This is a genomic window from Teredinibacter turnerae T7901 (genome assembly GCF_000023025.1).
Classification (GTDB): domain Bacteria; phylum Pseudomonadota; class Gammaproteobacteria; order Pseudomonadales; family Cellvibrionaceae; genus Teredinibacter; species Teredinibacter turnerae_B.
Window position 1 is genome coordinate 1,891,680 of sequence record NC_012997.1, and the last position, 21,879, is coordinate 1,913,558.

Sequence of the window (21,879 nt, forward strand, 5' to 3'; positions counted from 1 at the left end):
AGCTTCCGCTCCTGCTCACGTTAAATTCCTGTAAGCCAGAGGAATCACTAGGTTAATCAGGGGTTCCTATAGGCTTTGCTTAGAACAGGCCGTTTATGCCCAGGGAAAATTCAGTGTTATGGGTTAGCTTGCTGTCACCGATAAAATCGCGATTAACGATATGATCTTTAATGTCGACATTAATTGTTAGCCAGTCGGTTGCTACGACACGATAGCTCGCACCTAGCCCAACCCCGATATTTGAACTGCCGGCGAATTCTACAGTTTCGATTCCGCCCAATAGATAAATTGCGCTCTCCATCTTTCGCTTACTACCAAAATATGAGCGTCCGTCGAGTACTTTATAACCTGCGTTCAGACTTAGGTAGCGAAAATCGTAGTCTTCGTCAGCGAGAAAATTCTGCCCACTGTTTTCCTCGAATCCCGCCTTGGATGCGGTTGCCAACCCGTAGTTGAGCTGAGTAATGTAGGAGCCGAAAAAGTGATACGTGAAGCTAAACCCGGTTATTAGATTGCTGTTGAAGTCTTCTATGTTAAGTGTGCCCGCATAAGCGCCCAACTCAAACACTTCCGTATCGATACTTGCCGTTTTAACTGGTTGCGCTTGCTTCTCAGGCTCAATAATAGGTTGTTTTTCTTCGCTTCCCATATCGCCGATGGTCGCGGCCAAGCTGCCGTTGGCGGCGCAGGCGAGCGCTAGAAATGTGAACTGTTTAAGTATGGATGGGGACGTAGCGCGCATAATATTGCTCTTTTGGCAGCGGGTGAGCTGCGATCAGGTTGTAAAACGAAGACCAAAAATAATAAATAAACTCGTCTCATCGATGTTGTTATCTGGTTCTCAAATTAACTATTCGAGACTCTCCTTAGATAGGAATGAAATATGAATTCTAGTATGTTTTAAATACATACTTTTGAGTGTGAATACGCGGTAATTTCGCGCTTAAAGTGACAATAAAATGACGTTTCGCGACGCCTCTAGATATAGTGTTGGATTGTGTGAGAGAAAACATGTGGAAAGCCTTAATTAAAGCCATTGCCGTATGTGTGGTAATGAGTGAAGTGCTGATCGCCTATGCTGATGGTGACGAAAATATTGTTTCACAATCTAACGATACCTCATGGGCAGCAAATATTGATGTTCGACAAGTTGCGGCGGAGTCGGATGATAGCGCGCTTGGTGAATTGAAGGATTTAAAGGCGATTGCCAACAGCATTCAAAATTTGAAAGCAGAGGTAATTACGTTAAACAAGGATTTACGGCAAATGGAAGAAAAGATGCTGTTTCCTTCTAACACCCGCTACACCGTTTTTGTTTCTATTACAACAGGCCAGTTTTTTAAGCTCGACAGCATTAAGTTGAAAATTGACGGCAAGCTGGTAGCAACTCACGTTTACTCAGATAAGCAGCGAACGGCAATGGAACGCGGTGGTATTCATCGCCTTTATGTGACGAACATGAACGAAGGCAAGCACGAAATTACAGCATTTTTCAATGGCATTGGGCAGGACGGCCGCCCTTATAAACGCGCTGCAAATTTGGATTTCGAAAAGAACATCGGTGGCGAGTTTTTGGAGCTGGCTATTGTTGATGACGGTTCCATTCAGGAGCCCACATTTACTTTAAAACGCTGGTGATTGTGTGGTGTCAGCTCTGCTTGGTTTATCTCTAGTGTTGGAGTTCACAAAGAAATTGAGGTGGGCGAACAGCGCTTTTGCAGCAATGTGTTGTACGTTTAAAAAACGCTGTGTGACAGCGGCAAATTTGAGTCGACAGTCTCTGCGTTGTACAGTTTTCATAAGCGCGATGGGCTGCCTGCTATCAATGCCGCCAGTTCAGGCTCAAGAGTCTCATATCACGAGTCGAGAAGATCTGAGTTACGGCCCTGTTATTTTCGATTTTTATCAGCAAAACTATTTCCTCGGGCTTGTTGAACAAAGTGTAGCGCAAACAAATAAAAACAGTGTGGCTCTACAGGATTCTGCGCAGGTTCTAAAAGGTGTTATGCAGCTTAGTTACGGCATGCCGAATGCAACCGAACCTTTGTTTCAATCGCTGTTGGCAAACACGAATAACCGGGCGGTGGCAAATGCCGCCTGGTACCACTTGGCGCGGCTTTACTACAACAAGTCAGAGATTGCAGCTGCTAAGCGAGCTCTGGCGGAAGTACGTGGCGAGTTACCGCAGGAAATTCGCCTTGACTATCTTTACCTGTCATCACTTCTAAATGGGGCTGCGAGCGAAGATAGCAAAGCCTTATTAAAACAGGCGCGCCTAGCCGACAGTTCACCACAATATGGCTACCTGCTGTTTAATATGGCGGTGACTCAGTTGCGCAGCGGCGCCAACGAGGAGGGTGTAAAAGCCCTTGAACAGCTGGCCAACTATACCGGCGATAATCGAGAGTTGCAGGCTCTGTCCGACCGTGCCAAGCATGGCTTAGCACAGTTGGCGACGCAAACCGGTGAACTGGTTCGTGCGTGGAATTACCTGCGAGGGGTGCGAACAACTGGACTCTACTCTAATCGTGCTTTGTTGTCCTACGCTTGGGCGGCGATAAAATTAAAACAGTTTGCATCGGCGATTCCCGCACTGCAGTTGCTCGATCAGCGCAGTATTGCCATTGCCGAAGTGCAGGAAGCCAAGGTGTTGCTGGCTCATCTATATGAGCAAGAGGGTTCGCCGCGCAAAGCCTTGAAGAGTAATTTGCTTGCCGAAAAAGCGTTTAAAGAGGGGATCGCGACTTTGCGTGAAGCCCGCGCGATTATTGCTAAGCAGGATGTGCCTCGGGAGTTTATTGAGAACCTCGAGGTCATTATGGACGAAACTGATTGGTATCGTGCTAATGCCTCCGTCGATTACCGTAAGCTTACCCCGTTTTTAATTGATTTGATGGCGAGTAATCCGTTTAACGAAACCCTGAAGGATCTTGCCGCCCTTTACACACTTGAAGACAACCTCACCTATTGGCTTTCGCAGAGTGAGCAGCACCAGTTAATTCTAAAAAACATGGCGGGTGTATCCGATGGCGGAGAGCTAGAGCAAATTCTAGCGCGAAGTCGCGGCTTAAATACCCGCCTGAAAGATCAGAAAGCGGAAATTCGGCTTAATACCTTAACATTGTCTGAAGCCGCTACAGAACGTTTTCAGGTGTTGCTCGAAAGCGTCGAGCGAGACCTTACACTCTTGGATGACAAGATTCAGCAAGTGTCGCGGATTAAAGAACCGTACGTTCGCCCAGCTGAACACAGTGCTCTGGTCGCGGTGAATCACCAGCGCATCGAGTCGGCACTCGCGCAAACGCGCGAGCTTATATCCATGCTGGAGCCGGTGATGCGCAAGCTTGTTAATCTAGAATTGGCCAAACACGAAGAACGGATGAACTATTACTGGGCGCAATCACGCCTGGCGAAAGCCCGTTTGTTCGATTCAACTTTACTGGAGCTTGAACACACGCGTTCAAGCTCGTCTACGACTGAATAACGGCAGACCTTAGGCATGAATAAACATTGGGTATCTCTCTCGCTGCTTGCGTTCCTCGTTGCTGGTTGCGCGTCAAATAATGGTTCTAAAACCCTGGGTCAGCTGAAATACTCGCCGGAGCGAGAGCCTGAAGCGCCGGTAGAAAAAATGAACCACGAACAAGTGCGGGCGGAGTACGAAGAGTTAATTGACCTGTTTGAAGATAAGCAGCTTAAGGAACAAATCGAGCGCAGGATTGCAGATGTTTACATGATGGAGGGGGTGCAGGATTCGCAAAACAGCTCGGATTATTCGAAAAGTTATTATCTCGATGCCATCAAATCCTACAAAGAAATTTTAGAGAAATACCCGAACTCACCGGACAATGCGGAAGTGTTGTACCAGTTGGCGAAAGCCTATGATATGGAAGGCAAGCAGGCAGAAGCACTGCGAATGCTGGAACAATTAACGTCACGGCATCCTTACTACCCAAACATAGGCGAGGCCTATTTTCGCAAAGGCGATATTTATTTCAGCGCCCAGCGCTACAAACAGGCCGAGCAAGCTTACTTTGCTGTCACCCAGTCTGGCGCTGAAAAATTTCAGGTGAACGCGCATTATATGTTGGGGTGGTCACGCTACAAACAGCACAATTATCGCGGCAGTTTAACGTCGTATGTGTATGTGATGAAAAATCTGTTTGGTGACGCTTCTGATGTGGCGACCCTGGCCAAGCCGCAGCAATCGATGGTAAAAGACAGTCTACATTCCATGAGCTTGGCTCTGGACAAGTTAGGCGGTGCCGCGGCAATTAAAACGGTAGATGGCCTTGATAACGCGCCTTATGTTTGGTTGCTATACGAAACGCTGGGTGATTTCTATCTTGAAAAGGAGTTATATCAAGAATCGGCAGACGCTTTCAAATCATACGTACTCGAATATCCTCGCTCGGAAAAGGCGCCGAATCTTCACAAAAAACTTGTCGAAACATACGAACAAGGTGGATTCCCAACTGCCGCACTGGAAGAAAAAGCGACCTATGTGGCGGCCTATGGAATCCGCTCTAGTTTTCCTGGCGCGAAGCAATCGTTGCGCGATGATGTAGAGCCGGTAATCAAGGACTATTTACAAGTGCTTGCTCAACATCACCACGCGACCGGTCAGGACCTTTTGGCCAGTACCTCTGCCGATGCAGAGTCGCCGCTGGAGGGTGCAAAAAAATCTGCTCGCAAGCAAGAGGCTGTTTCATCCCTAACGCTGGCTGCTGGCTATTACCAAGAATTTATAGAGACTTTTCCGCAAGATCCGGCTGTGGACAGCATGCGTTTTTTAAAAGCGGAGGTGCTGTTTCAGGCGGAGTTATATGAACAAGCGGTGGTTGATTACGAACTAGTGGCTTATCAGCCAGTTGGCGCTAGTGCCAAAGACAAAGCTGCAGACGCAGGTTATGCGGCCATTATATGTTATGAACGGATTGTTAGTGCTTTGAAAGAGGGATCGCGGGCAGCGCGTAAATGGCAGTCCAACGCTGTGGAAAGCATGCTGCAATTCGCCGAAACCTTCGATAGTGACAAGCGAAGCCCTGCGGTGCTTACCAGTGCAGCGGAAGCAATGTTCGATATTGATCAATATCAGCGCGCTATCGATATTACGCAAGCGTTAATTGCGAATAATACCAATCTTGACAAAAGTCTTAAGAAAACAGCGTATGGGATTATGGCGCATTCCTATATCAAGCTGGAGGACTATGCGGCAGCGGAGGCGAGCTACGCAAGCCAGCGAGATTTGATCGCGTCGGGTAGTGACGAATATACGCAGGTGAGTGAGCGGCTGGCTACGGCCATATATAAACGTGCCGAACAGTTGGCAACGGGTGAGGCGAACCTTGAAGCGGCAGATCACTTTTTAAAAATCAAGTCGCTTACGCCGGACGCAGAAATTCGCGCAACGGCGCAATACGACGCGGTTACTATTCTGTTAACACTTGAAGAATGGGAGCGCGCCATCCCGGAGCTACAAGAGCTGATGGCGAACTATCCGAAGCACACCTTGGCGGTGAACTTTCCTCGCCAGCTCGCATTTGCGTATGAACAAAGTGAGCAGTGGGCGTTGGCTGCAACGGCCTATGAGCATCTGATGAACAAAGATCCAGAGGCCGAGGTGCGACGTGAAGCGCATTTCCTGGCTGCGACTATGCATGAAAAAAACAAGAACCATGCCGCAGCCGCCGATTTGTTTAAAAGTTATGCTTATCAATATGAGACGCCATTCGAACCCCGGATGGAAGCCCGTTATCACCTTGCCACTAACTACGAAGCTATGGGCGAGGAGGGCAAAAAACTGTATTGGCTCAGACGCATTATCGATGGCGACCGCAAAGGTGGGAATTTGCGCACGGACCGCAGCCGTTGGCTGGGTGCTTGGGCAAATATGGAGTACGGTAATTATTTTGCAGCCGAATTTAACAAAACCCGATTGCGACTGCCTTTGATCAAAAGTCTATCGCGTAAAAACGAAAAACTGCAAAGCGCATTGCAGCGGTATCAGCAAGCGGCGGAATACGGCATTTTGGAGTTTGTTACAGAGTCAAGTTACAAGATCGGCAGCCTGTACCAAGTGTTTGCGACAGAGTTACGCAGCTCGCCGGTACCGTCTGGTTTATCAAAAAGTGATAAAGCGACGTATCGCGAAATTATCGAGCAGCAGGCGGTACCATTTGACGATCTGGCTCGCGACGTTCACACCGCTAATGTAAGTCGGGCCTGGGAAGGCGAATTTAATCCCTGGATCGAAAAAAGTTTTGCAGAGATGCAAGTGTTGAACCCCATACGATTTGCCAAACAGGAAATCATTGTGAGTTATGGCGATGAAATTCGTTAAATCTTTTTGTTCAGAATTAGCTACGAGTCGTACTGCTGGAGCTTGTTGTATTCTGGCTGTGTCACTCGCATTAGCCGGTTGCGGTAGCACAAGTGTAAAGGACCCTCTGGTTTCTGCAGAGGTGGCCCCCGTAGTAATGCCTACAGAAAGTTACCTGCCAGTAGATAGTTTTGATAAAGATGGTGTGTTGCTTCCTTATGAGATGGCTGTCAACCCTTATGCTGTGCAAACTGGCCGCATTAATAAAGAAGCCGTTGCACAATTTATTGCTGCCAGGCGAGCCTTTCGAGCAGAGTCCTACGGCGAGGCAAAGCAAATTCTGGAAAAGCTTATTGTTGAGGCAGGAGAACTTTCAGGCCCCAAAGTGATGCTGGGCGATATCGCGTTTCAGGAGCAGCGACTAGACGACGCAGCCGCCCTGTATGAGCAGGCGATTACAACTAACCCTGAAAATATTAATGCCTACCTGCGCCTTGCTAAAGTGCGTCGCATACAGGGGCAGTATGTTGTTGCACAAAATTACTATGTGCAGGCGCTGGCGTTGTGGAAGGATTTTCCAGAAGCGCACCTCAACCTTGCCATTTTGTACGACGTTTATATGAATAAACCACTGCTCGCCCAACAACACATGGAAGCTTATCAATTTTTGTCTGGCAACAGCGAAGGCGAAGTCGCCACCTGGCTTGCAGAAATCCGCGAGCGTACAGGTGTGAATTACAGTATTCGCGCTGGCGTGGCAGGGCAAAGTTTGTCTGTAGCAGGAGACGGCGTATGACCTTGTGCGGAAAAATTGCGTCAGCGCTGTTAGCGCTGAGTGTGAGTGCTGGTGTGTGGTCTGCTGAAAAAGACAAAACCCAGGAATTGGAAGTAGAAAGTCGCGCTGATGCGACTTACTACAAATTGGAATCGACGTTTGTTGGCGATAAGGAGCAGCCTGCGGTGAGCTATTTTATCCCGTGGCAGGGCACATCTACGCCGGACAAATTGCAATGGAATCTGGATGTTAAACACGATGGAACGCTGAATCTAGTGGATCGCGATGTAATGGTGCGCTCCATGAATGTTTATGACGAGATGAATCTCGAAACCCCCGTCGCCGCTGAATAAACGAGAGAGTGAGAGTTATGGCTGATGCGTACAGTATTATCGTAAAGTTTTTTCAGGAGGGTGGCTTTTTTCTTATCCCAATTGCCATCGTCTTTTTTATTGGTATCGCAATCACGGTAGAACGCTGGTTGTTTTTGGCGTATGAAAAGCGGCGCAATATTAAAGCGTTCGAGGATTTTATTCCGCTGTTGCGTACAACCGACATGGATAAAATGCAGATGTATACGCGTGAGTCCACTGCGCCAGTGGTGCGCATTATTGGTTGTGGTCTGGATATGATGAAAGTTTCCAAACAGCGCGCGGATGTTGAGAATGCGATGAATGAGGGAATGTTGGAAACCCTGCCACGTCTCGAAGCCCGTACCGGTTATCTCGCTGTGCTGGCAAATGTGGCGACCCTGTTGGGTCTGCTCGGTACGATTATTGGCCTTATCGGTGCGTTTACCGCAGTGGCAAATGCTGATCCCGCAGAAAAATCTACGCTGCTTTCCTCATCCATTTCCGTGGCGATGAACACGACGGCATTTGGTTTGATTGCGGCGATACCGCTGCTGGTATTGAATGCGGTTATTCAAAACAAGACCAAAAAGATAGTGACCAGTATCGAAATGTCGGCGGTGAAATTTTTAAACATTATGACACTTCACCGTTTTATCGAAGCCGGTATGCCGCGCCCTGAAGTTACCGCATCACCCTTCGGACAGGCACCGCAAATGGTTCAGCCCGTGGTGCCAGCACCGCAATCCGCGCCGAACCACGCGGCAGGGCAGATCAACCCAGCACAAATTATCACAGAGGGTAATTCTGTGGTCACTCCCAGTATGAGCGGCGCCTGAGAGCTGGTGAGGGCCTAACATGATTGGTCGATTTAGTTATAAAGGCACAGACGATTCTGAATTGGACGTCACCTCGTTCATGAATCTGATGATTGTACTGGTTCCGGTGCTTTTGCTGAGCATGACGTTCACCCAAATCACAGTGCTTGATGTGAAGCTGCCAGATCTGACTGGTGGCGCATACAACAGCAACGAGTCACAGTCACAGTTGGAGGTTATTGTTACCGATACCGGCTTTCAGGTGGTGTACCCAACGGATGTTGTGCTTAAAGATATACCGCTCAAAACTGACGTGCTGGAATCTGGTGATGAAGTAACAGGGTACGATTACTTGATGTTGTCGCAGGTTTTACAGGAGGTAAAACGCCAGCTTCCGGAAAAACGAAACGCAGTTGTGCGCTCTGCGAAAAATTTGCCATATCAGACGTTGATCAGCACCATGCAAACCGTTAAGTCTTTTAAAACAACAGTAGCGGCCAGTGTTGTGGAAATCGAGTTGTTTCCAGAACTCTCATTGGGGGATGCGCCGTGATCGGTCAGAGTGTATTTGTCCCACGAGAAAACAAGCCACCGCAGGCGAAATTAAGCCTTATTGCGCTGATGGATATTTTTACCATTCTGGTGTTCTTTTTGCTCTTAAACTCAGGCGACAGCCAAACCATTGAACAGGCAAAATTTGTCAAATTGCCGGACTCCAGCTCAGGTAAAGCCCCTCATGCAGACCTGCTGATTAAAATTGGCGAGTACCAATTATGGCTTGGCGATGAGCAGGTGATTGATCTTGACGCAATTCTCGCGGCGCCGGACGAATTTATCGAGCCGCTGCAAGCACGCCTGACGGCTCACAAAGAGAAGCTGGGTGACCTTAATGCGTATCAACAGGAAAACGGCCTCAGCCTGACGATCATGGGCCACAAAGACACATCCTACGATTTAATTAAGAGCGTGATGCAAACCTGTCGCCAACAGGGGTTCCGCAATATTTCACTCGCAGTGAACCGAGTGGCAGCTGATGTGCAGGCTGCCCCGGTTTTTGATACAGCTTCGATCACGGCGGGAGGTTAGCGAATGACTATTGCTGTTCAGCCGCTTGCTCTCGATATTCGCCTGCCTTGGGCGGAGGACGAAGCGCAGGAAAAAGCGTTTCAGCGCTGGCTAAAACGGATATTAATTCCTGTGCTGGTGATGATGCTGGTTATTCCGTGGCTCCCAGTGTTTGAGTTATCTTACGAGGCGCAGCGCGAGCCTCCTGTTGTAACCCAGGTTATGCTGGAGCCATTGGAAGAACCACTGCCGCCGCCAACGCCCGAGCCCGTAGAGCTGGCGCAACCGGTAGCAGCAAAACCAGTAATCGAGGAAGAGCCGCAACAAGCGCGAGCGCAACCAAAGGTGGCCAAGAAAAAGGGCCCGGCAGTAAAGCAGGATAGCGAAAATGCGATGGCGGATTCGCAGGGGCTCAATGCGTTGTCGAGTCAACTCACGGCGTTGCGTGGATCGTTAAATCTCGCCAGTTTGCAAAGCAGAAACGTCAGCAGCAATACGCAAGGAGAAGCGAAGCAGAGTAATCGTGAATTCCTCGGCAAGGACGGAGCTGTGAAGCGAAGCGACGGCATAACCGTGGATGATTCAATGCTTTCCGGCGATTCGGCTGGCTTGGAAGAATATAATTCCACACAAATTGCTGGTGTTGGCTCGGCGGATTTACCAATAAGCACCTTGGCGACTCACCGCTCAAATAAAAAAGGGCAGCGGGATATGGAATCAATTCGGCGCACGCTGGAACGCACAAAAAGCAGTGTCGACGCAATATTCCAAAAAGCGCTGGTGGACAATCCTGAGTTGGGCGGCAAATTTACGTTTAAATTGGTGATCGAGCCAGATGGTTCAATTTCGAATTTGCAATTGTTGGGCAGCGAGCTCGGGGTTGCCACTCTGGAAAGTGAAATCCTGCGTAAAATTCGCGCACTAAATTTTGGCGCCCGTGAAGTGTCGCCTGCGATAGTCGAATACGACTTTCTGTTCTTCCCTAGTTAACAATTGTCGGCGGCGCAGGGATGGCCGCTACCGCACTTTTTAATACTAATGCGCCAATGTCAATGCGCCTAAAACATGATCAATACTTGCTGTTGGCGAGAACCTTTCGCGTCTAAACAGATTCTGTCAGTTTATTAGCTCTTCTTTGCTACTGCTCTGCCACACGCCTGCTTATCACAAAATTCTCACGCGGATATAGCCTAAAACTGGTTCACAAATTCATTGTTGGCTTTGCCACAGTTTGGGTAAAAATGCAGCAGTGAGTCGGTTGGCATCTGACGATTGGGATGCGATACCGAAAATTCTTCGACCCTTCTGCCACTATGTCATGAGAATCTACTTATTTGATGGCGCTTGCGCGGCTTGAGTATGAGTGGATTAAATAATTGGTTAATTAAAAAGTACTAAAATGGGTGGCAGCGAGTTTTGGGGTAATCGCATGAGGTTAATGCATTCGCCTCGAACCCAGCTCGTGGAGTGAATCTTATGTTTCAGCAATTTAAATTGTCATTAGTGCGATTCAGTCTGGTTTCCAGCGCTGTATTACTGGCGGCATGTTCGGGCAGCGACGGAGAGTCGCAGGAAAATATGCTCCAGCAGGACGATAATGCGATTATTGCGGATACACAGTTTGTTTTTATCTCACGCAATAGCGAAAAGACTGTAGACGCAACGGCAGATAAGTTACAGAAAAGCCTTAGCAGCGACACTACGACCCCGCTAGACGTGGTCGCGCCTTATGAATTCGAACCTGGCGCAAAGTTGATGCTGCGCTCCAGTTTGGATATAGAAGGGCAAAGCGTCGACATTCTGGCCGCGTATTTTGGCTCGCCGGATTACGACGTAAAAAACCTGAATACCTCCTATGACGGAAAAACGTTGCTGTTTGCGGCCCACGGTCCTCTCGATCACCCAACCGACAATACTTGGAACATTTACGAATACCGTTTTGAAACCGGCGAAGTAAGGCGTTTGATTGCGGACAACGTTATCGCCAACGCGGGTCAGGACACCAACCCCGCCTATACAAAAACGCAAACCATTGTTTTTTCCACTGACCGCGCGGCCGGTAACCCGGATCATCCCTCTGATGTCACCCTGCCCGAGGACACAGAAGAAAACTGTTATAAGATCAGCCCGAGCGAAAAACCGTCGCTACTCCACGCGATGACTTTGCAGGGCGAAAATATTGTACAGCTGACCTACGGCAACCACCATGATACCCAGCCTGCGAGCCTGAAGGACGGTCGCGTTGCGTTCATGCGTTGGAGTCGCAGTTACGAGTTGGTGCCCCAATGTGATCTGGTGCTGGCTAATACGCGCAGCCAAACCGCTGCGGTTAACCTGTTTGCTTCCGATTACCCCGCGGGTATTGAAGCGCCCGCCACCTGGTCCAACTCGGAGCTGTGCGCCTACACCCAGGACACGCCATTCGGCCCGGCCCTGGCCTCCAACCACTACAGCATTTTGCGCATCGCCGCCGATGGCAGTGAACTGCAGCGTTTATACAATACTGTAGATACTGGCGCTTCCGATGAGGCCATGCTGAATTTACAAGAATTAGTGCAGGCGGAGAATGGCCAGCTGATCACCTTGCTGAAGCATCGCTACAATGGTTTTCTCGGCGGCAATGTTATGGAACTGCAAAGCCCGAACGACGTTGCGAGCGGAGTGGTATTTGCCAACATGGCACTCGAGCCGGTGATTGCCGATAGTGTTGGTTTATTCCCTAATCAGGCATCACTACCTGGCTGGTACTCTGCGGTTGCGCCTTATCGCGATGGATCTTCGCGCCTTTTGGTGAGCTGGGCGCAATGTACAGAAGTCGACGCTGGTGTCAGCGCTTTCTGTCGTGCGGATTCAGATGCGAACAGCATCGAGAGTGCTTACGGTATCTGGGTATATAACCCGCAGACGGACAGCCGTTTACCCGTGGTTAAAGCCAAAGCTGGAACAGAATACACAGAGTTGGCGCTCGCTCAGCCTCATGTTGGTCTCGATTATCCTTTCGCCCCATATTCAGACGACTACGTTGAAGATGTCGATGGCTCCCGCATTGTCTGCGATGACCCTGGGGTTCAGCCGACGCCGGAGCCCAGTGTTGTGCCGAGCTACCCGCCGAGCCCGACGCCAACCCCGGTACCCAGCGTACAACCAAGCGTGATGCCGTCAGTGGTGCCCTCCATTGTGCCTACAATTGCTCCGAGTGTCGTACCATCGGTGACACCCTCAGTAGCGCCGTCAATAACACCAACGATGACGCCTTCGGTGGTCCCGAGCGTGACACCTTCTGTTACTCCGAGCATAGTGCCATCCGTGACACCATCGGTTGCCCCAACAGTTGCGCCCACGCCGACCCCCTCAGTAACGCCGTCAATCGCTCCGCCTACGCCGGTGCCATCAAGTGTGCCGTCTGTGGTACCCACGCCGACAGCTGAGCCGACCCCGGTACCAACGGCGGAGCCCTCTGTTACGCCGAGTGCAGAACCGTCTATCGAACCTTCAGTGGAGCCTAGCGCTGAACCCAGTGTTGAGCCTTCTGTGGAGCCCAGTACTGAACCAAGTGCAGAGCCAAGCGCAGAACCGACACCAACGCCAACACCTTCGCCATCGCCGGTCAATCACGCACCCACTGCGGACGCCGGTTTGGACCAGGCGCTGGAAACCGGTGATGTTGCACAGTTGAACGGCTCTGGTAGTACAGATCTGGATGGCGATCCTCTAACCTACAGCTGGTACTTTGTTGAACTGCCCGTGACTAGCGGCGTGACTTTGGCTGATGAGACCAGTGTTACACCGCAGTTTATGCCGGACGTCGCCGGCGCCTACGTCGTTGCCTTGGTTGTGAGCGACGGTACCAGTGAAAGCGATGTGGACACAGTGAGTATCAATGTGTCATTAGCGAACACCGCACCGGTCGCTGACGCGGGTGATGACCTGTCAACCTCCGTGGGTAGCTCAGTGAGTCTTGATGGTAGTGGCAGCTTTGATGCGGATGGCGATGCACTGACATATAGCTGGTCACTCGTCTCCGCACCGGCAGAAGCCCAGGTACAACTAAGTGACGCGTCTGTAATGCAGCCGCACGTATTGGTGGACACCTCTGGTGATTACATGTTTGCCTTAGTGGTGAGCGATGGCCTGGTAGAAAGTTCGGCAGATATGGTTGTGCTGAGCACCAGCAACGCGAAACCGGTTGCTGACGCGGGCGAAGATCGCACTGTAGACCAAGAGGGAATGCTCACTGTCGATGGCAGTGGTAGCTACGATCCGGAAATGCAGCCGTTGGCGTTCTCTTGGAGTTTAATTTCAACGCCTGATGGCAGCGCTGCTAAGTTGATCGCGCCGGAATCTGTAGCGACTGGAATTGCGGTCGACTTGCCTGGCGATTATGTGGTGCAGCTGGTTGTAAATGATGGCGAATGGAATAGTGAGCCGGACACGGTAATGATCACTGTAAATGAGCCGCCCACCTGTGACATGTCTGGCGTGGACTCGCGCAGCTTCCCGGTGGTGATCCGTGACTTTAAATCTTCTCACCCGGACTTTGAGTACAACATTGCGAGCGATCGCGGGATTGTCACCGAATGGCTGGGCGAGGATGGTAAGCCAGTCTACGCGCACGGCCGCCGCGGCACCGAAACGACCAACGGCCCTAACGCGTTTGCCAGTTGGTATAACGATGTTGAAGACGTGAACCTGCGCCTGCCAATGTCGCTGGAAATCCAGCGAACGCCTGGAACGGATATCTGGACCTACGAGAATTCAGCGTTTTTCCCAATCGATGATTTGGGTTGGGGTTTGACGCCGGGGTTTGAGCATAACTACCACTTCACGCTGGAGTCACACCTGTATTTCGATTACCTGGGTGGCGAAAAATTCGTGTTCCGTGGTGATGATGATCTGTGGCTCTACATTAACGGCCGCCGGGCAATTGATATTGGTGGTGTTCACGGTGTACAGGAAAAATCTATTGCACTGGATGATGTCGCTGATCAATTGGGCATCGAAATAGGCGGTCGTTATAGTTTCGATCTGTTCTTCGCCGAGCGCCACACGGTTGAGTCTAACTTTATGTTCCAGACCAGCATCGTGCTGAGCTGTGAAGAGCCAGAAGCTCACCCCTGACAGCAACGGAATTTTCCATGATTTGCGGCGCCTTATGGCGCCGTTTTTTTTGGTGTCTCATCCCTGAACGGTGCCTTGAGTATGGAAAGCCTTGATAAGAAAAACGTATAAAGAGTTGTGGCGCGGGGAAACTATACTTATGGGAAAATTTCCTTTCCGCCTGTATGCAATCTATGAGTGCTAATCGTAAAACTCAGCAGATTCCTTTGGCCCAGCTGGTGCCGGGAATGTTTGTCGTGGAGTTAGATATTCCGTGGATGCAAAGTCCATTTTTTAAGCACAGCCGCATGATCGCCAGTGGCCACGATATCAACAAGCTGCGTTCCGCTGGCGTTAAGTTGGTGACGATCGACCTTGAGCGCGGCAGCGCCCCCCAGCAGGTGGCAAGCGAACCTGTCAGTGCGGTTACAGAAACCCAGCCACTTAACGCCAGCGAGCTGCAAGCACCGACGCAGACACACGATCTGTCACCTGGCTTCAAAAAAGAGCTTGCCATCGCGCTACGGCTGCGCTCAGAAGTAAAAGATACGGTGCGCAGCATCAACGAAAAACTCGAGCGCAACCTGCCGGTGGACGGTGAGGCAATGGCGCCATTGGTGGATAAAACCCTGGAGAGTTTGCAACGCAATGAGCAGGCGCTGCAAACGCTTGCACACCTCACCGGCAAAGCGCAAAAGCTGGTTGACCACGCGTTTGGTTCGTTTTGTTTATGCCTGAATCTCGCTGCCGTCACCGGGCTGGCGAAAGAGGAAATGCACGCCCTGGGTGTTGCTGCGCTGCTGCATGACAGTGGCTGGATGCAGCTTCCATTGCACTTGATGGGCAAGCGTTCAGATTACACCGCGGCGGAGCGCAGCCTGGCACAGTCGCACGTGGAGTTGGGCTTGCGGATGTTGGACAGCGCCAACATAGATGCTTTAAGTCGGCGAATCATCGCTGAGCACCATGAGATGAACGACGGCTCTGGTTATCCGAAACAATTGAAAGGCGACCAGATACATCCGGCCAGCCATATACTTACCGTGGTAAACACTTACGATGAGTGGGTGCATCACTTAAACGACAAGCCGGGTATGCTGCCTACCAAAGCACTGAGAGTCCTCTATATGCACGCAGAGAAAGGTCGCTTTGCGCTACCTTGCGTGGCATCGCTAATCAGTATGTTGGGGGTATACCCCGTAACGACTGCAGTGCGCCTGAATACGGGTGAGAAAGCTGTGGTGGAGGAAATCAATCCGAACTCCCACCTTACCCCCATTATTCGAATTGAATACGACAGTAACAGTCGGCCATTGCGCAGCGCTCTGCGCGTGGATCTGAGTATGGAATCGGCCAATGAGCGTTCAATTACTGGCGTACTCGACCCGTCGAGTCCGGACGATGATCCAGCCCGCCGCTTGGTAGCAACGGTACCGGGATAGCGCAATGGTTAAACCTGTCACTAATATCCCCAGTGATCCAAACGCCTGGCTCACCTATTGGCCTGATGGCTCCATTGTATTGGACGAGCACGGACGCATTCTGGCCATCTCTGAACAAGCGCAGACCATACTTGGCTGGCGCGCCGAACAGTTGATCGGCCAAATGGCACACGACCGAATTTGTATTTCGACGCGGCGGCTTCACCACGCGCCTGAGGATTGTCCAATTTGCCGCGATGCCGACTCAACGACTGTAAAAAGCAGTTTTTGGCTGTCGGCAGAAGGGGACTATGTCAGTGTTGACTACCGCACGGCGCGTTTGCCTGTGACGGCAGATGGTCACTTCGTAGTCCGTTTTCACCGCAACGAACAGCAGGATTACAGTTTTGCGGAGCTGCAGAAGTTTGCCGATTTTGTCGATAAAAATCCGGCGGCGATTGTGGAGTTCGACGAGTTTGGACAAATGCTTTTCTGCAACCCGGCCATGCAGCACCTGATGATGACGCACGGTTTCGATGACCAGGGACACGCGCGGATAATGCCACGGGATATCAACGAGATCTGTGCCCAAATTGTGGATTCGCAAAATTTACGCGCGCCAGTGGAAGTGGCGATAGACGATTTCTGGTTTAACTGGCATTTCAGCCCGTTGGTTTCACCTGTCGGGCAAAGTGTGATCGGCTATGTCTTCGATGTGTCTGAGGTGAAACGGGCGCAAGCGCAGGCCAGCGTGGCGAGAGCTCAGGCCCGGCGCGACTTTTACGCAAAGATGATTCACGAATTGCGTACTCCGTTGAACGCGATTGTCGGCTACTCCGATCTGCTCTTGTGTCGCAACGCGGAGAACCTTAAAGACCGGGATCTCAAAGCATTGCGGGGGATCAAGGTAGGCGGTATGCAGCTCAATGAGTTGATCTCAGACACGCTGGATATTTCTAAAATCGAAGCGGGTAAAATGACCACAGAAATTACCCTGTTTCGGCCGCAGGATGTGCTCGATGAAATACATGAACAAATGCACTATCTGGCGGAAATGAAAAAGCTGCATTACGAGGTTCAGTGCCCGCCTGAATTTACAGTGGCCAGCGATATTCACAAAGTACGGCAGATTTTAATTAACCTGATTTCCAATGCCGTGAAATACACGCGAAAAGGGCAGGTGAGTGTTGTTGTGCAGCCACTGGATGTGGAGCCGCCTATGGAAGATTGTGCCGAAGAATTTCTGATTGAGGTGGCGGATACCGGAATGGGAATCCCCGCAGATCAGCTGGATTCGCTGTTTGATTCTTATCAGCGGGTGAAAGAGAGCAACACCCAGGGTATACAAGGGACGGGGCTGGGTTTGGCGCTAGTGAGCGATGTGGTGGAGATTCTTGGCGGCGAGATCTCGGTCGCCAGCGAGTACGGCGCAGGCAGCCGTTTTTCTGTGCGGTTGCCTACGCAATCATCGGTGTTGGATTAACGATCGTACTGGCAAAGGTAGGCTGTTTCTACCGCAACTTTCAAGTCAAAGCTTTGGTTGGCTTCAACTTCAAACGTCTGCCCGGCAATGTAGGTGTGCCAATCCGCTTGTTCGGGCAGTTTCACCGTTAGCTCGCCGCTCACTACGGTCATGATTTCTCGGCAATCGGTACCAAAGGTGTATTCGCCAATCGCCATCACGCCGATGGTGGCTGGCAGGCCAGCAGGGCTGAAACCAATCGACTTAACCTTACCTTCGAAATATTCGTTCACTGTCAACATAGAGTGCTCCAGACTGAGGCTATGAAATGGGGCGGCGATTATAGCGGGATTTCGCGGTCAGGTGCGCTAGCACGCTGATCCAATTGATAAGCGAAAGCGATTATATGGGCGACTGCGATGTAAAGCTCCTTCGGAATGCTATCGCCAAGCTCTAACTGGCTCAGTAACTCTACCAGAGGCCCGTTGTCGCACAGCGGAACCTCTGCTTCCCGGGCAATCCGCAAAATTTCTTCCGCTTGCTCACCACTGCCTTTGGCAGTGATTGTAGGTGCAGACTCCCCGTCGTAGAAAAGGGCTACGGCTTTGGTGGGTTGTTCTGGTTTCATGTTCTCACATCAATTAGCTGTTGTACCGTTTGGCGCGGTTGCGCTGGCGGAGGTCCAGCCTCTACCGTCATGCCGTCAATCTGAATGCCGCTGGCTTCCAGCCGTGCCTGAAGTTGATCAAGTTGTTCCGTTGCGCGTTGTTGCAGGTGGCTCGAATCGCTCCACATACGGGTTCTCAATCGTTCATCCTGAAAGGTTATTTCGGTTGCCAGTTGGCTGTTATCGCGCAAAGTCAGCTCCATAAACACTCGCCAATAGGTATGCTGGGATTTGCGTTTGCGCGACTCTTTCTGGTCGGTATCGTCTTGCGGTGGGGCGCGTCTTTCTTCTATGTGGAGGTTTACCGGCATCAATTGCTCGGCACCCGCGCGCACAAAAAACTCTACCTGGGATTGCATCAATGCGCCCGGCTCCTGGCTGTGCCGGCTTAGCTGTTGTAATTGGTTACTGCTGATTCGAGCCAGGCCCAGAGCGGCCGCGGCTTGAATCAAGGCGGCAAGCTGGCGAGGCAAGTCTGGGCTGACCTTTGCGATAACACTGGCGAACATGGCGGTGTTCAGACCAGTCTGACCTGTCAGCTGTTGTAAATACTGCAGTAACTGCCCCGATTGCTTTATGCGTGCGCCAGCACTGGCGAGCGCCTCACTCAGGCTTTGCGGTGGGGTGGACGCCGTTTGCTGAAGTCGTGTTGCTTCCTGAGTCGCACTGCTAAACACGCTTAACAGCGCCTGTTTCAGGTCGGGAATCCTGCCCGCACTGGTTAGTGGTGTGTGGGACGCTGTTTCAGTTTTTGCCGCCGGCTGGCGATAGGCCAGCTGCGCTAAATTATTTTCCAGGTAGAGTCCGCTGCTGCGGAATAGGCGTTCTAACTGCGTTGCATTGATGGTACCTGCCGTCGGAGGTTGTTGTAGTAAGGCTACGACGGCGCCTTCCAGCCGTGGCGAGAGCAGAGCAGTACGGTGCTCCGTCGGAATTTTCAACAAATGCTGTTGAATGTCACTCAGCAAGCGGACTGGCTGTGCGAGGGGCTCGCTGTAGGACCGATACTGACGCAACCCCGCGAGCAAAGCGGCGGGAGCATTGGATGTTTCAGTCACGCCCATCGGCAAGAGGTGGAGCATCCCCTCGACACCAATACGAACACTCAGCGGGGCGCCGGCGCGTAATGGTGTCGCAGATATGGCGAGCAGGGTTGCAATAGGTTGCTGAACGACGGGGTTTAGGCGCTCCATAAGGTTCTGTGGGCTCTGCGTTTGCAGCTTCGCCGCGAGAAGGTTGGGCGCGGTTTGTATCTGTTGCGCCAAAGCTGGTGATATTTTGGACTGCGCAACCCACTGTGCAATCTGAGCCAGTAACTGTTGCCGCAGCTGAGGTTGCAGTGGCGTTACCTCCTCGGCAACCACAGATAATTGGCTTCCTGCATATTCGGCCAATGACACCAGCTCGAGTTTAGCCGGGCTCGTGATTGGTGTGCGTGCGTTAATAATGCGCGTTATGAGAGGCGGTAGATCCATAAACTAATGAAAATAAAGCGGATTCCTACTTATAATAGCGGCCCTTACATGTGTTTACCGGGTTCAGTAACATTGGCGGCAGCAGAAAATAACCAACAACAAGGCCTATCGCTAGTTAATCTTACCTGTGAACGCGACGAGCGAGTATTGTTCGCGTCGTTGAACGCAGATTTCTTTGCCGGCGATATCGTGCAGGTTACAGGGGCGAATGGCCGCGGTAAAACGACGCTTCTGAAAATTATCATAGGTACACTGCCTGCAACCCGGGGTGAGGTGTCGTGGCGCCTGAATTCGGCCAGTTTACGGGAAAATTTGCTGTATCTGGGGCACCACCCGGCGGTCAATCTGTCGTTAACAGCACTGGAAAATTTAAGCTGGTATTTTGGTTTAAATGGACGCAAAAGCCTGATCCACGATAATTTACCTGATCGCGATATTTTAACTTCTGCTCTTGCCAGCGTTGGGCTAGGTGGTTACGAAGATGTACTCTGCAGTCAGATGTCTGCCGGTCAGCACCGGCGGGTTGCCCTGGCGCGTTTGTATATCAGTGAGGCGCCTTTATGGCTGCTGGACGAACCGTTTACCGCAATCGATCGCGCAGGCGTTGCCGAACTGGAAGGTGTAGTGGCCCAGCACGCGGCGCGTGGTGGTATTGTGTTGCTAACAACGCATCAGCCATTACAGGCGATTAGCCACTTTCGGGTGTTGGATCTCGCCGATTTTCCGCCCGCACCTGTGGAGGTTGCATGATCCAGTTACCGGGTCTGGGCACGCTGCTGATGGCGAGCGTAAAACGCGACTTATTGTTGGCGTTTCGCAATCGGGGTGATATCGCGAACCCTGCGATTTTTTTTCTGTCTGTACTGGTGTTTGTGCCCCTGGGCATTAGCCCCGAGGCTGCAGTACTCGCGCCCATCGCACCAGGGATGATTTGGATTCTTGCTCTGCTAGCGACCTTGCTTTCATTAGACCGTCTGTTTAAAGGTGACTTCGAGGACGGTTCGCTTGAGCAAATGGCGATCAGTGGGCAGCCTTTGTACTGGTTAGTGATGGTGAAAGCACTTGTCCACTGGCTGATTACCGGCTTGCCATTGACACTGTTGGCGCCTCTGCTCGGCGTAATGATGGCGTTGCCTGACGCGGGCTTCGGGCCCCTGATTGCCAGCTTGCTGCTCGGCTCCGGTTCGCTCAGTCTGGTGGGCTCTATTGGCGCGGCTTTGACCGTTGCGCTGCGGCGCGGTGGGTTATTGTTATCGCTTATTATTATGCCGCTTTACGTACCCGTGCTCATTTTTGGTACAGGCGCGGTGCGAAACGCTATTGAAGGCTTTGCTTTTAGTGGGCAGTTAGCGGTACTCGGGGCGTATTTTACGGGTGCGCTATTGCTGGCGCCGCTGGCGGCGGCCGGTGCGCTCCGAATCGGATTAAACCAATAATGACGACCAAGAGGACTTACCTTTGAATTGGCAATGGTTCCACCGTTGGAGCTCCCCGCGTTGGTTTTATGAGAAAACCGGGCCATGGCTGCCCTGGCTTGCTACGGCGGCAGTGCTGATGCTGCTTATCGGTTCGGCCTGGGGCCTGTGCTTCGCTCCTATTCATTCGCAGCAGGGCAATAGCTACCGCATTATCTATATTCATGTGCCCGCGTCGTTTCTGGCGCTGGCTGGCTACTATGTGATGGCGATCAGCGGCGCCATTGGTTTGATATGGCGGATCAAACTATCCTTTATGGTGATGAAAGCTGCGGCTCCGCTGGGGGCGGTGCTCACATTTATATCGTTGGTGACCGGTGCAATCTGGGGTAAGCCTACCTGGGGTGCCTGGTGGGTTTGGGATGCGCGCATAACCTCTATGCTGGTGTTATTTTTCCTGTATCTGGGCATGATCGCCTTGCAGGAAGCCTATGAAAACCAGGAGAGTGCCGATAAAACCAGTGCGATTCTCGCTTTAGTGGGCATGATCAATGTGCCGATTATTTATAAATCGGTGGACTGGTGGTTCACGCTTCATCAGCCGGCAACTCTGAAACTGACTGGTAATTCCAGCATCCACCCGAGTATGGCTTACCCGCTAATTTGGATGATTGTCAGCTTTTATTTGACTTACGCCTGGCTTCTGCTGGAACGTGTGCGCCTGGAAATTTTACAGCGGGAAAAACGTACCCGCTGGGTTCAGGAACTGGTCAATCTAGCAACATAATGCGTCTGACGCGTTCAACCAGATGGAATCGCAAATGTTACTGAAGTTTCAATTTTCATCGCTCGCTGACATGTTTGCCATGAGTGGGCACGGTGCTTTTGTGTGGGCGAGCTACGTTATCACACTGGCCGGAATTGCTTACCTGGCGCTGGGCCCCTATCTAGCGAAGCGCCGCTTCCTTGCACAGCAACGCGCCTTGCAAAAACGTATACACTCTTGAGGACG

20 protein-coding genes are annotated in these 21,879 nt (G+C 51.3%); 16 read left to right on the forward strand and 4 right to left on the reverse strand.

Going from position 1 to position 21,879, the window contains the following annotated elements; genetic code table 11:
* Positions 1-79 precede the first annotated feature (79 nt).
* Positions 80-742, reverse strand: a complete 663-nt coding sequence (locus TERTU_RS08205; RefSeq protein WP_015820724.1) for an outer membrane beta-barrel domain-containing protein — start codon at positions 740-742, stop codon at positions 80-82.
* Between the two features lie 269 nt (positions 743-1,011).
* Between TERTU_RS08205 and TERTU_RS08210 the strand changes: the two genes are divergently transcribed.
* From TERTU_RS08210 to TERTU_RS08265, 12 genes are all read left to right on the forward strand, one after another.
* Entirely contained in the window at positions 1,012-1,638 is a 627-nt protein-coding gene (locus tag TERTU_RS08210) for a hypothetical protein (RefSeq protein WP_015817818.1), read from the forward strand.
* A 4-nt stretch (positions 1,639-1,642) separates the two neighbouring features.
* Positions 1,643-3,484 (forward strand): tetratricopeptide repeat protein, encoded by a 1,842-nt coding sequence (locus TERTU_RS08215; protein WP_041590140.1) that lies wholly within the window; start codon positions 1,643-1,645, stop codon positions 3,482-3,484.
* 15 nt (positions 3,485-3,499) lie between these two features.
* Positions 3,500-6,343 (forward strand): tetratricopeptide repeat protein, encoded by a 2,844-nt coding sequence (locus TERTU_RS08220; RefSeq protein ID WP_015817845.1) that lies wholly within the window; start codon positions 3,500-3,502, stop codon positions 6,341-6,343.
* Positions 6,344-6,479: 136 nt separating this feature from the next.
* Entirely contained in the window at positions 6,480-7,118 is a 639-nt protein-coding gene (locus TERTU_RS08225) for a tetratricopeptide repeat protein (protein ID WP_015820888.1), read from the forward strand.
* Positions 7,115-7,450 carry a hypothetical protein gene (locus TERTU_RS08230; protein WP_015819264.1) on the forward strand — a complete coding sequence of 112 codons (336 nt, stop codon included), beginning with the start codon at positions 7,115-7,117 and terminating at the stop codon, positions 7,448-7,450. The genes TERTU_RS08225 and TERTU_RS08230 overlap by 4 nt, the downstream gene beginning before the upstream one ends.
* Before the next feature lie 17 nt (positions 7,451-7,467).
* Entirely contained in the window at positions 7,468-8,286 is an 819-nt protein-coding gene (locus tag TERTU_RS08235) for a MotA/TolQ/ExbB proton channel family protein (protein ID WP_015817605.1), read from the forward strand.
* A gap of 19 nt (positions 8,287-8,305) precedes the next feature.
* Positions 8,306-8,818: an ExbD/TolR family protein gene (locus tag TERTU_RS08240; RefSeq protein ID WP_015820166.1), complete on the forward strand. Its 513-nt coding sequence runs from the start codon at positions 8,306-8,308 to the stop codon at positions 8,816-8,818.
* Positions 8,815-9,351 carry an ExbD/TolR family protein gene (locus TERTU_RS08245; RefSeq protein ID WP_015816957.1) on the forward strand — a complete coding sequence of 179 codons (537 nt, stop codon included), beginning with the start codon at positions 8,815-8,817 and terminating at the stop codon, positions 9,349-9,351. Before TERTU_RS08240 ends, TERTU_RS08245 begins: the two co-directional genes overlap by 4 nt.
* Before the next feature lie 3 nt (positions 9,352-9,354).
* Positions 9,355-10,320: an AgmX/PglI C-terminal domain-containing protein gene (locus tag TERTU_RS08250; RefSeq protein WP_015817419.1), complete on the forward strand. Its 966-nt coding sequence runs from the start codon at positions 9,355-9,357 to the stop codon at positions 10,318-10,320.
* Between the two features lie 486 nt (positions 10,321-10,806).
* Positions 10,807-14,448 (forward strand): PKD domain-containing protein, encoded by a 3,642-nt coding sequence (locus tag TERTU_RS08255; RefSeq protein WP_015819102.1) that lies wholly within the window; start codon positions 10,807-10,809, stop codon positions 14,446-14,448.
* Positions 14,449-14,621: 173 nt separating this feature from the next.
* Positions 14,622-15,869: a cyclic di-GMP phosphodiesterase gene (locus TERTU_RS08260; RefSeq protein WP_015819511.1), complete on the forward strand. Its 1,248-nt coding sequence runs from the start codon at positions 14,622-14,624 to the stop codon at positions 15,867-15,869.
* A 4-nt stretch (positions 15,870-15,873) separates the two neighbouring features.
* The gene (locus TERTU_RS08265; RefSeq protein ID WP_015820181.1) at positions 15,874-17,331 is read left to right on the forward strand and encodes a PAS domain-containing sensor histidine kinase; all 1,458 of its coding nucleotides are present in this window, start codon (positions 15,874-15,876) and stop codon (positions 17,329-17,331) included.
* On the opposite strand, the gene ppnP is transcribed toward TERTU_RS08265, so the two are convergent.
* Genes ppnP through TERTU_RS08280 form a run of 3 tightly spaced genes read right to left on the reverse strand, consistent with a single transcriptional unit; the run spans position 17,328 to position 19,452 of the window.
* A complete protein-coding gene (gene ppnP, locus TERTU_RS08270; RefSeq protein WP_015819998.1) occupies positions 17,328-17,612 on the reverse strand; it encodes a pyrimidine/purine nucleoside phosphorylase in 285 nt (94 codons plus the stop codon). The genes TERTU_RS08265 and ppnP overlap by 4 nt on opposite strands.
* Positions 17,613-17,650: 38 nt before the next feature.
* Positions 17,651-17,938, reverse strand: coding sequence for an EscU/YscU/HrcU family type III secretion system export apparatus switch protein (locus tag TERTU_RS08275; RefSeq protein ID WP_015820899.1), 288 nt, complete (start codon positions 17,936-17,938; stop codon positions 17,651-17,653).
* Positions 17,935-19,452 carry a flagellar hook-length control protein FliK gene (locus TERTU_RS08280; protein ID WP_041590141.1) on the reverse strand — a complete coding sequence of 506 codons (1,518 nt, stop codon included), beginning with the start codon at positions 19,450-19,452 and terminating at the stop codon, positions 17,935-17,937. Before TERTU_RS08280 ends, TERTU_RS08275 begins: the two co-directional genes overlap by 4 nt.
* 48 nt (positions 19,453-19,500) lie before the next feature.
* On the opposite strand from TERTU_RS08280, the gene ccmA reads away from it, so the two are divergent.
* The 4 genes from ccmA to ccmD are packed head-to-tail and all read left to right on the forward strand — an operon-like array spanning position 19,501 to position 21,874.
* On the forward strand, positions 19,501-20,202 hold the full coding sequence (gene ccmA / locus TERTU_RS08285; protein WP_015817293.1) for a cytochrome c biogenesis heme-transporting ATPase CcmA: 702 nt from the start codon (positions 19,501-19,503) through the stop codon (positions 20,200-20,202).
* Positions 20,199-20,888 (forward strand): heme exporter protein CcmB, encoded by a 690-nt coding sequence (gene ccmB, locus TERTU_RS08290; protein WP_015818355.1) that lies wholly within the window; start codon positions 20,199-20,201, stop codon positions 20,886-20,888. The genes ccmA and ccmB overlap by 4 nt, the downstream gene beginning before the upstream one ends.
* A 22-nt stretch (positions 20,889-20,910) precedes the next feature.
* Positions 20,911-21,654 carry a heme ABC transporter permease gene (locus TERTU_RS08295; protein WP_015819082.1) on the forward strand — a complete coding sequence of 248 codons (744 nt, stop codon included), beginning with the start codon at positions 20,911-20,913 and terminating at the stop codon, positions 21,652-21,654.
* A 34-nt stretch (positions 21,655-21,688) separates the two neighbouring features.
* Positions 21,689-21,874: a heme exporter protein CcmD gene (gene ccmD / locus TERTU_RS08300; RefSeq protein WP_015819492.1), complete on the forward strand. Its 186-nt coding sequence runs from the start codon at positions 21,689-21,691 to the stop codon at positions 21,872-21,874.
* The last annotated feature ends 5 nt before the right edge of the window (positions 21,875-21,879 follow it).

What these genes read in the sequence shown, in the direction of transcription:
- TERTU_RS08205 (WP_015820724.1), bottom strand. Translation starts at nt 742, where the DNA reads ATGCGCGCTACGTCCCCATCCATACTTAAACAGTTCACATTTCTAGCG.
- TERTU_RS08210 (WP_015817818.1), top strand. Translation starts at nt 1,012, where the DNA reads ATGTGGAAAGCCTTAATTAAAGCCATTGCCGTATGTGTGGTAATGAGT.
- TERTU_RS08220 (WP_015817845.1), top strand. Translation starts at nt 3,500, where the DNA reads ATGAATAAACATTGGGTATCTCTCTCGCTGCTTGCGTTCCTCGTTGCT.
- TERTU_RS08225 (WP_015820888.1), top strand. Translation starts at nt 6,480, where the DNA reads ATGCCTACAGAAAGTTACCTGCCAGTAGATAGTTTTGATAAAGATGGT.
- TERTU_RS08230 (WP_015819264.1), top strand. Translation starts at nt 7,115, where the DNA reads ATGACCTTGTGCGGAAAAATTGCGTCAGCGCTGTTAGCGCTGAGTGTG.
- TERTU_RS08235 (WP_015817605.1), top strand. Translation starts at nt 7,468, where the DNA reads ATGGCTGATGCGTACAGTATTATCGTAAAGTTTTTTCAGGAGGGTGGC.
- TERTU_RS08240 (WP_015820166.1), top strand. Translation starts at nt 8,306, where the DNA reads ATGATTGGTCGATTTAGTTATAAAGGCACAGACGATTCTGAATTGGAC.
- TERTU_RS08250 (WP_015817419.1), top strand. Translation starts at nt 9,355, where the DNA reads ATGACTATTGCTGTTCAGCCGCTTGCTCTCGATATTCGCCTGCCTTGG.
- TERTU_RS08255 (WP_015819102.1), top strand. Translation starts at nt 10,807, where the DNA reads ATGTTTCAGCAATTTAAATTGTCATTAGTGCGATTCAGTCTGGTTTCC.
- TERTU_RS08260 (WP_015819511.1), top strand. Translation starts at nt 14,622, where the DNA reads ATGAGTGCTAATCGTAAAACTCAGCAGATTCCTTTGGCCCAGCTGGTG.
- TERTU_RS08265 (WP_015820181.1), top strand. Translation starts at nt 15,874, where the DNA reads ATGGTTAAACCTGTCACTAATATCCCCAGTGATCCAAACGCCTGGCTC.
- ppnP (WP_015819998.1), bottom strand. Translation starts at nt 17,612, where the DNA reads ATGTTGACAGTGAACGAATATTTCGAAGGTAAGGTTAAGTCGATTGGT.
- TERTU_RS08275 (WP_015820899.1), bottom strand. Translation starts at nt 17,938, where the DNA reads ATGAAACCAGAACAACCCACCAAAGCCGTAGCCCTTTTCTACGACGGG.
- TERTU_RS08280 (WP_041590141.1), bottom strand. Translation starts at nt 19,452, where the DNA reads ATGGATCTACCGCCTCTCATAACGCGCATTATTAACGCACGCACACCA.
- ccmA (WP_015817293.1), top strand. Translation starts at nt 19,501, where the DNA reads ATGTGTTTACCGGGTTCAGTAACATTGGCGGCAGCAGAAAATAACCAA.
- ccmB (WP_015818355.1), top strand. Translation starts at nt 20,199, where the DNA reads ATGATCCAGTTACCGGGTCTGGGCACGCTGCTGATGGCGAGCGTAAAA.
- ccmD (WP_015819492.1), top strand. Translation starts at nt 21,689, where the DNA reads ATGTTACTGAAGTTTCAATTTTCATCGCTCGCTGACATGTTTGCCATG.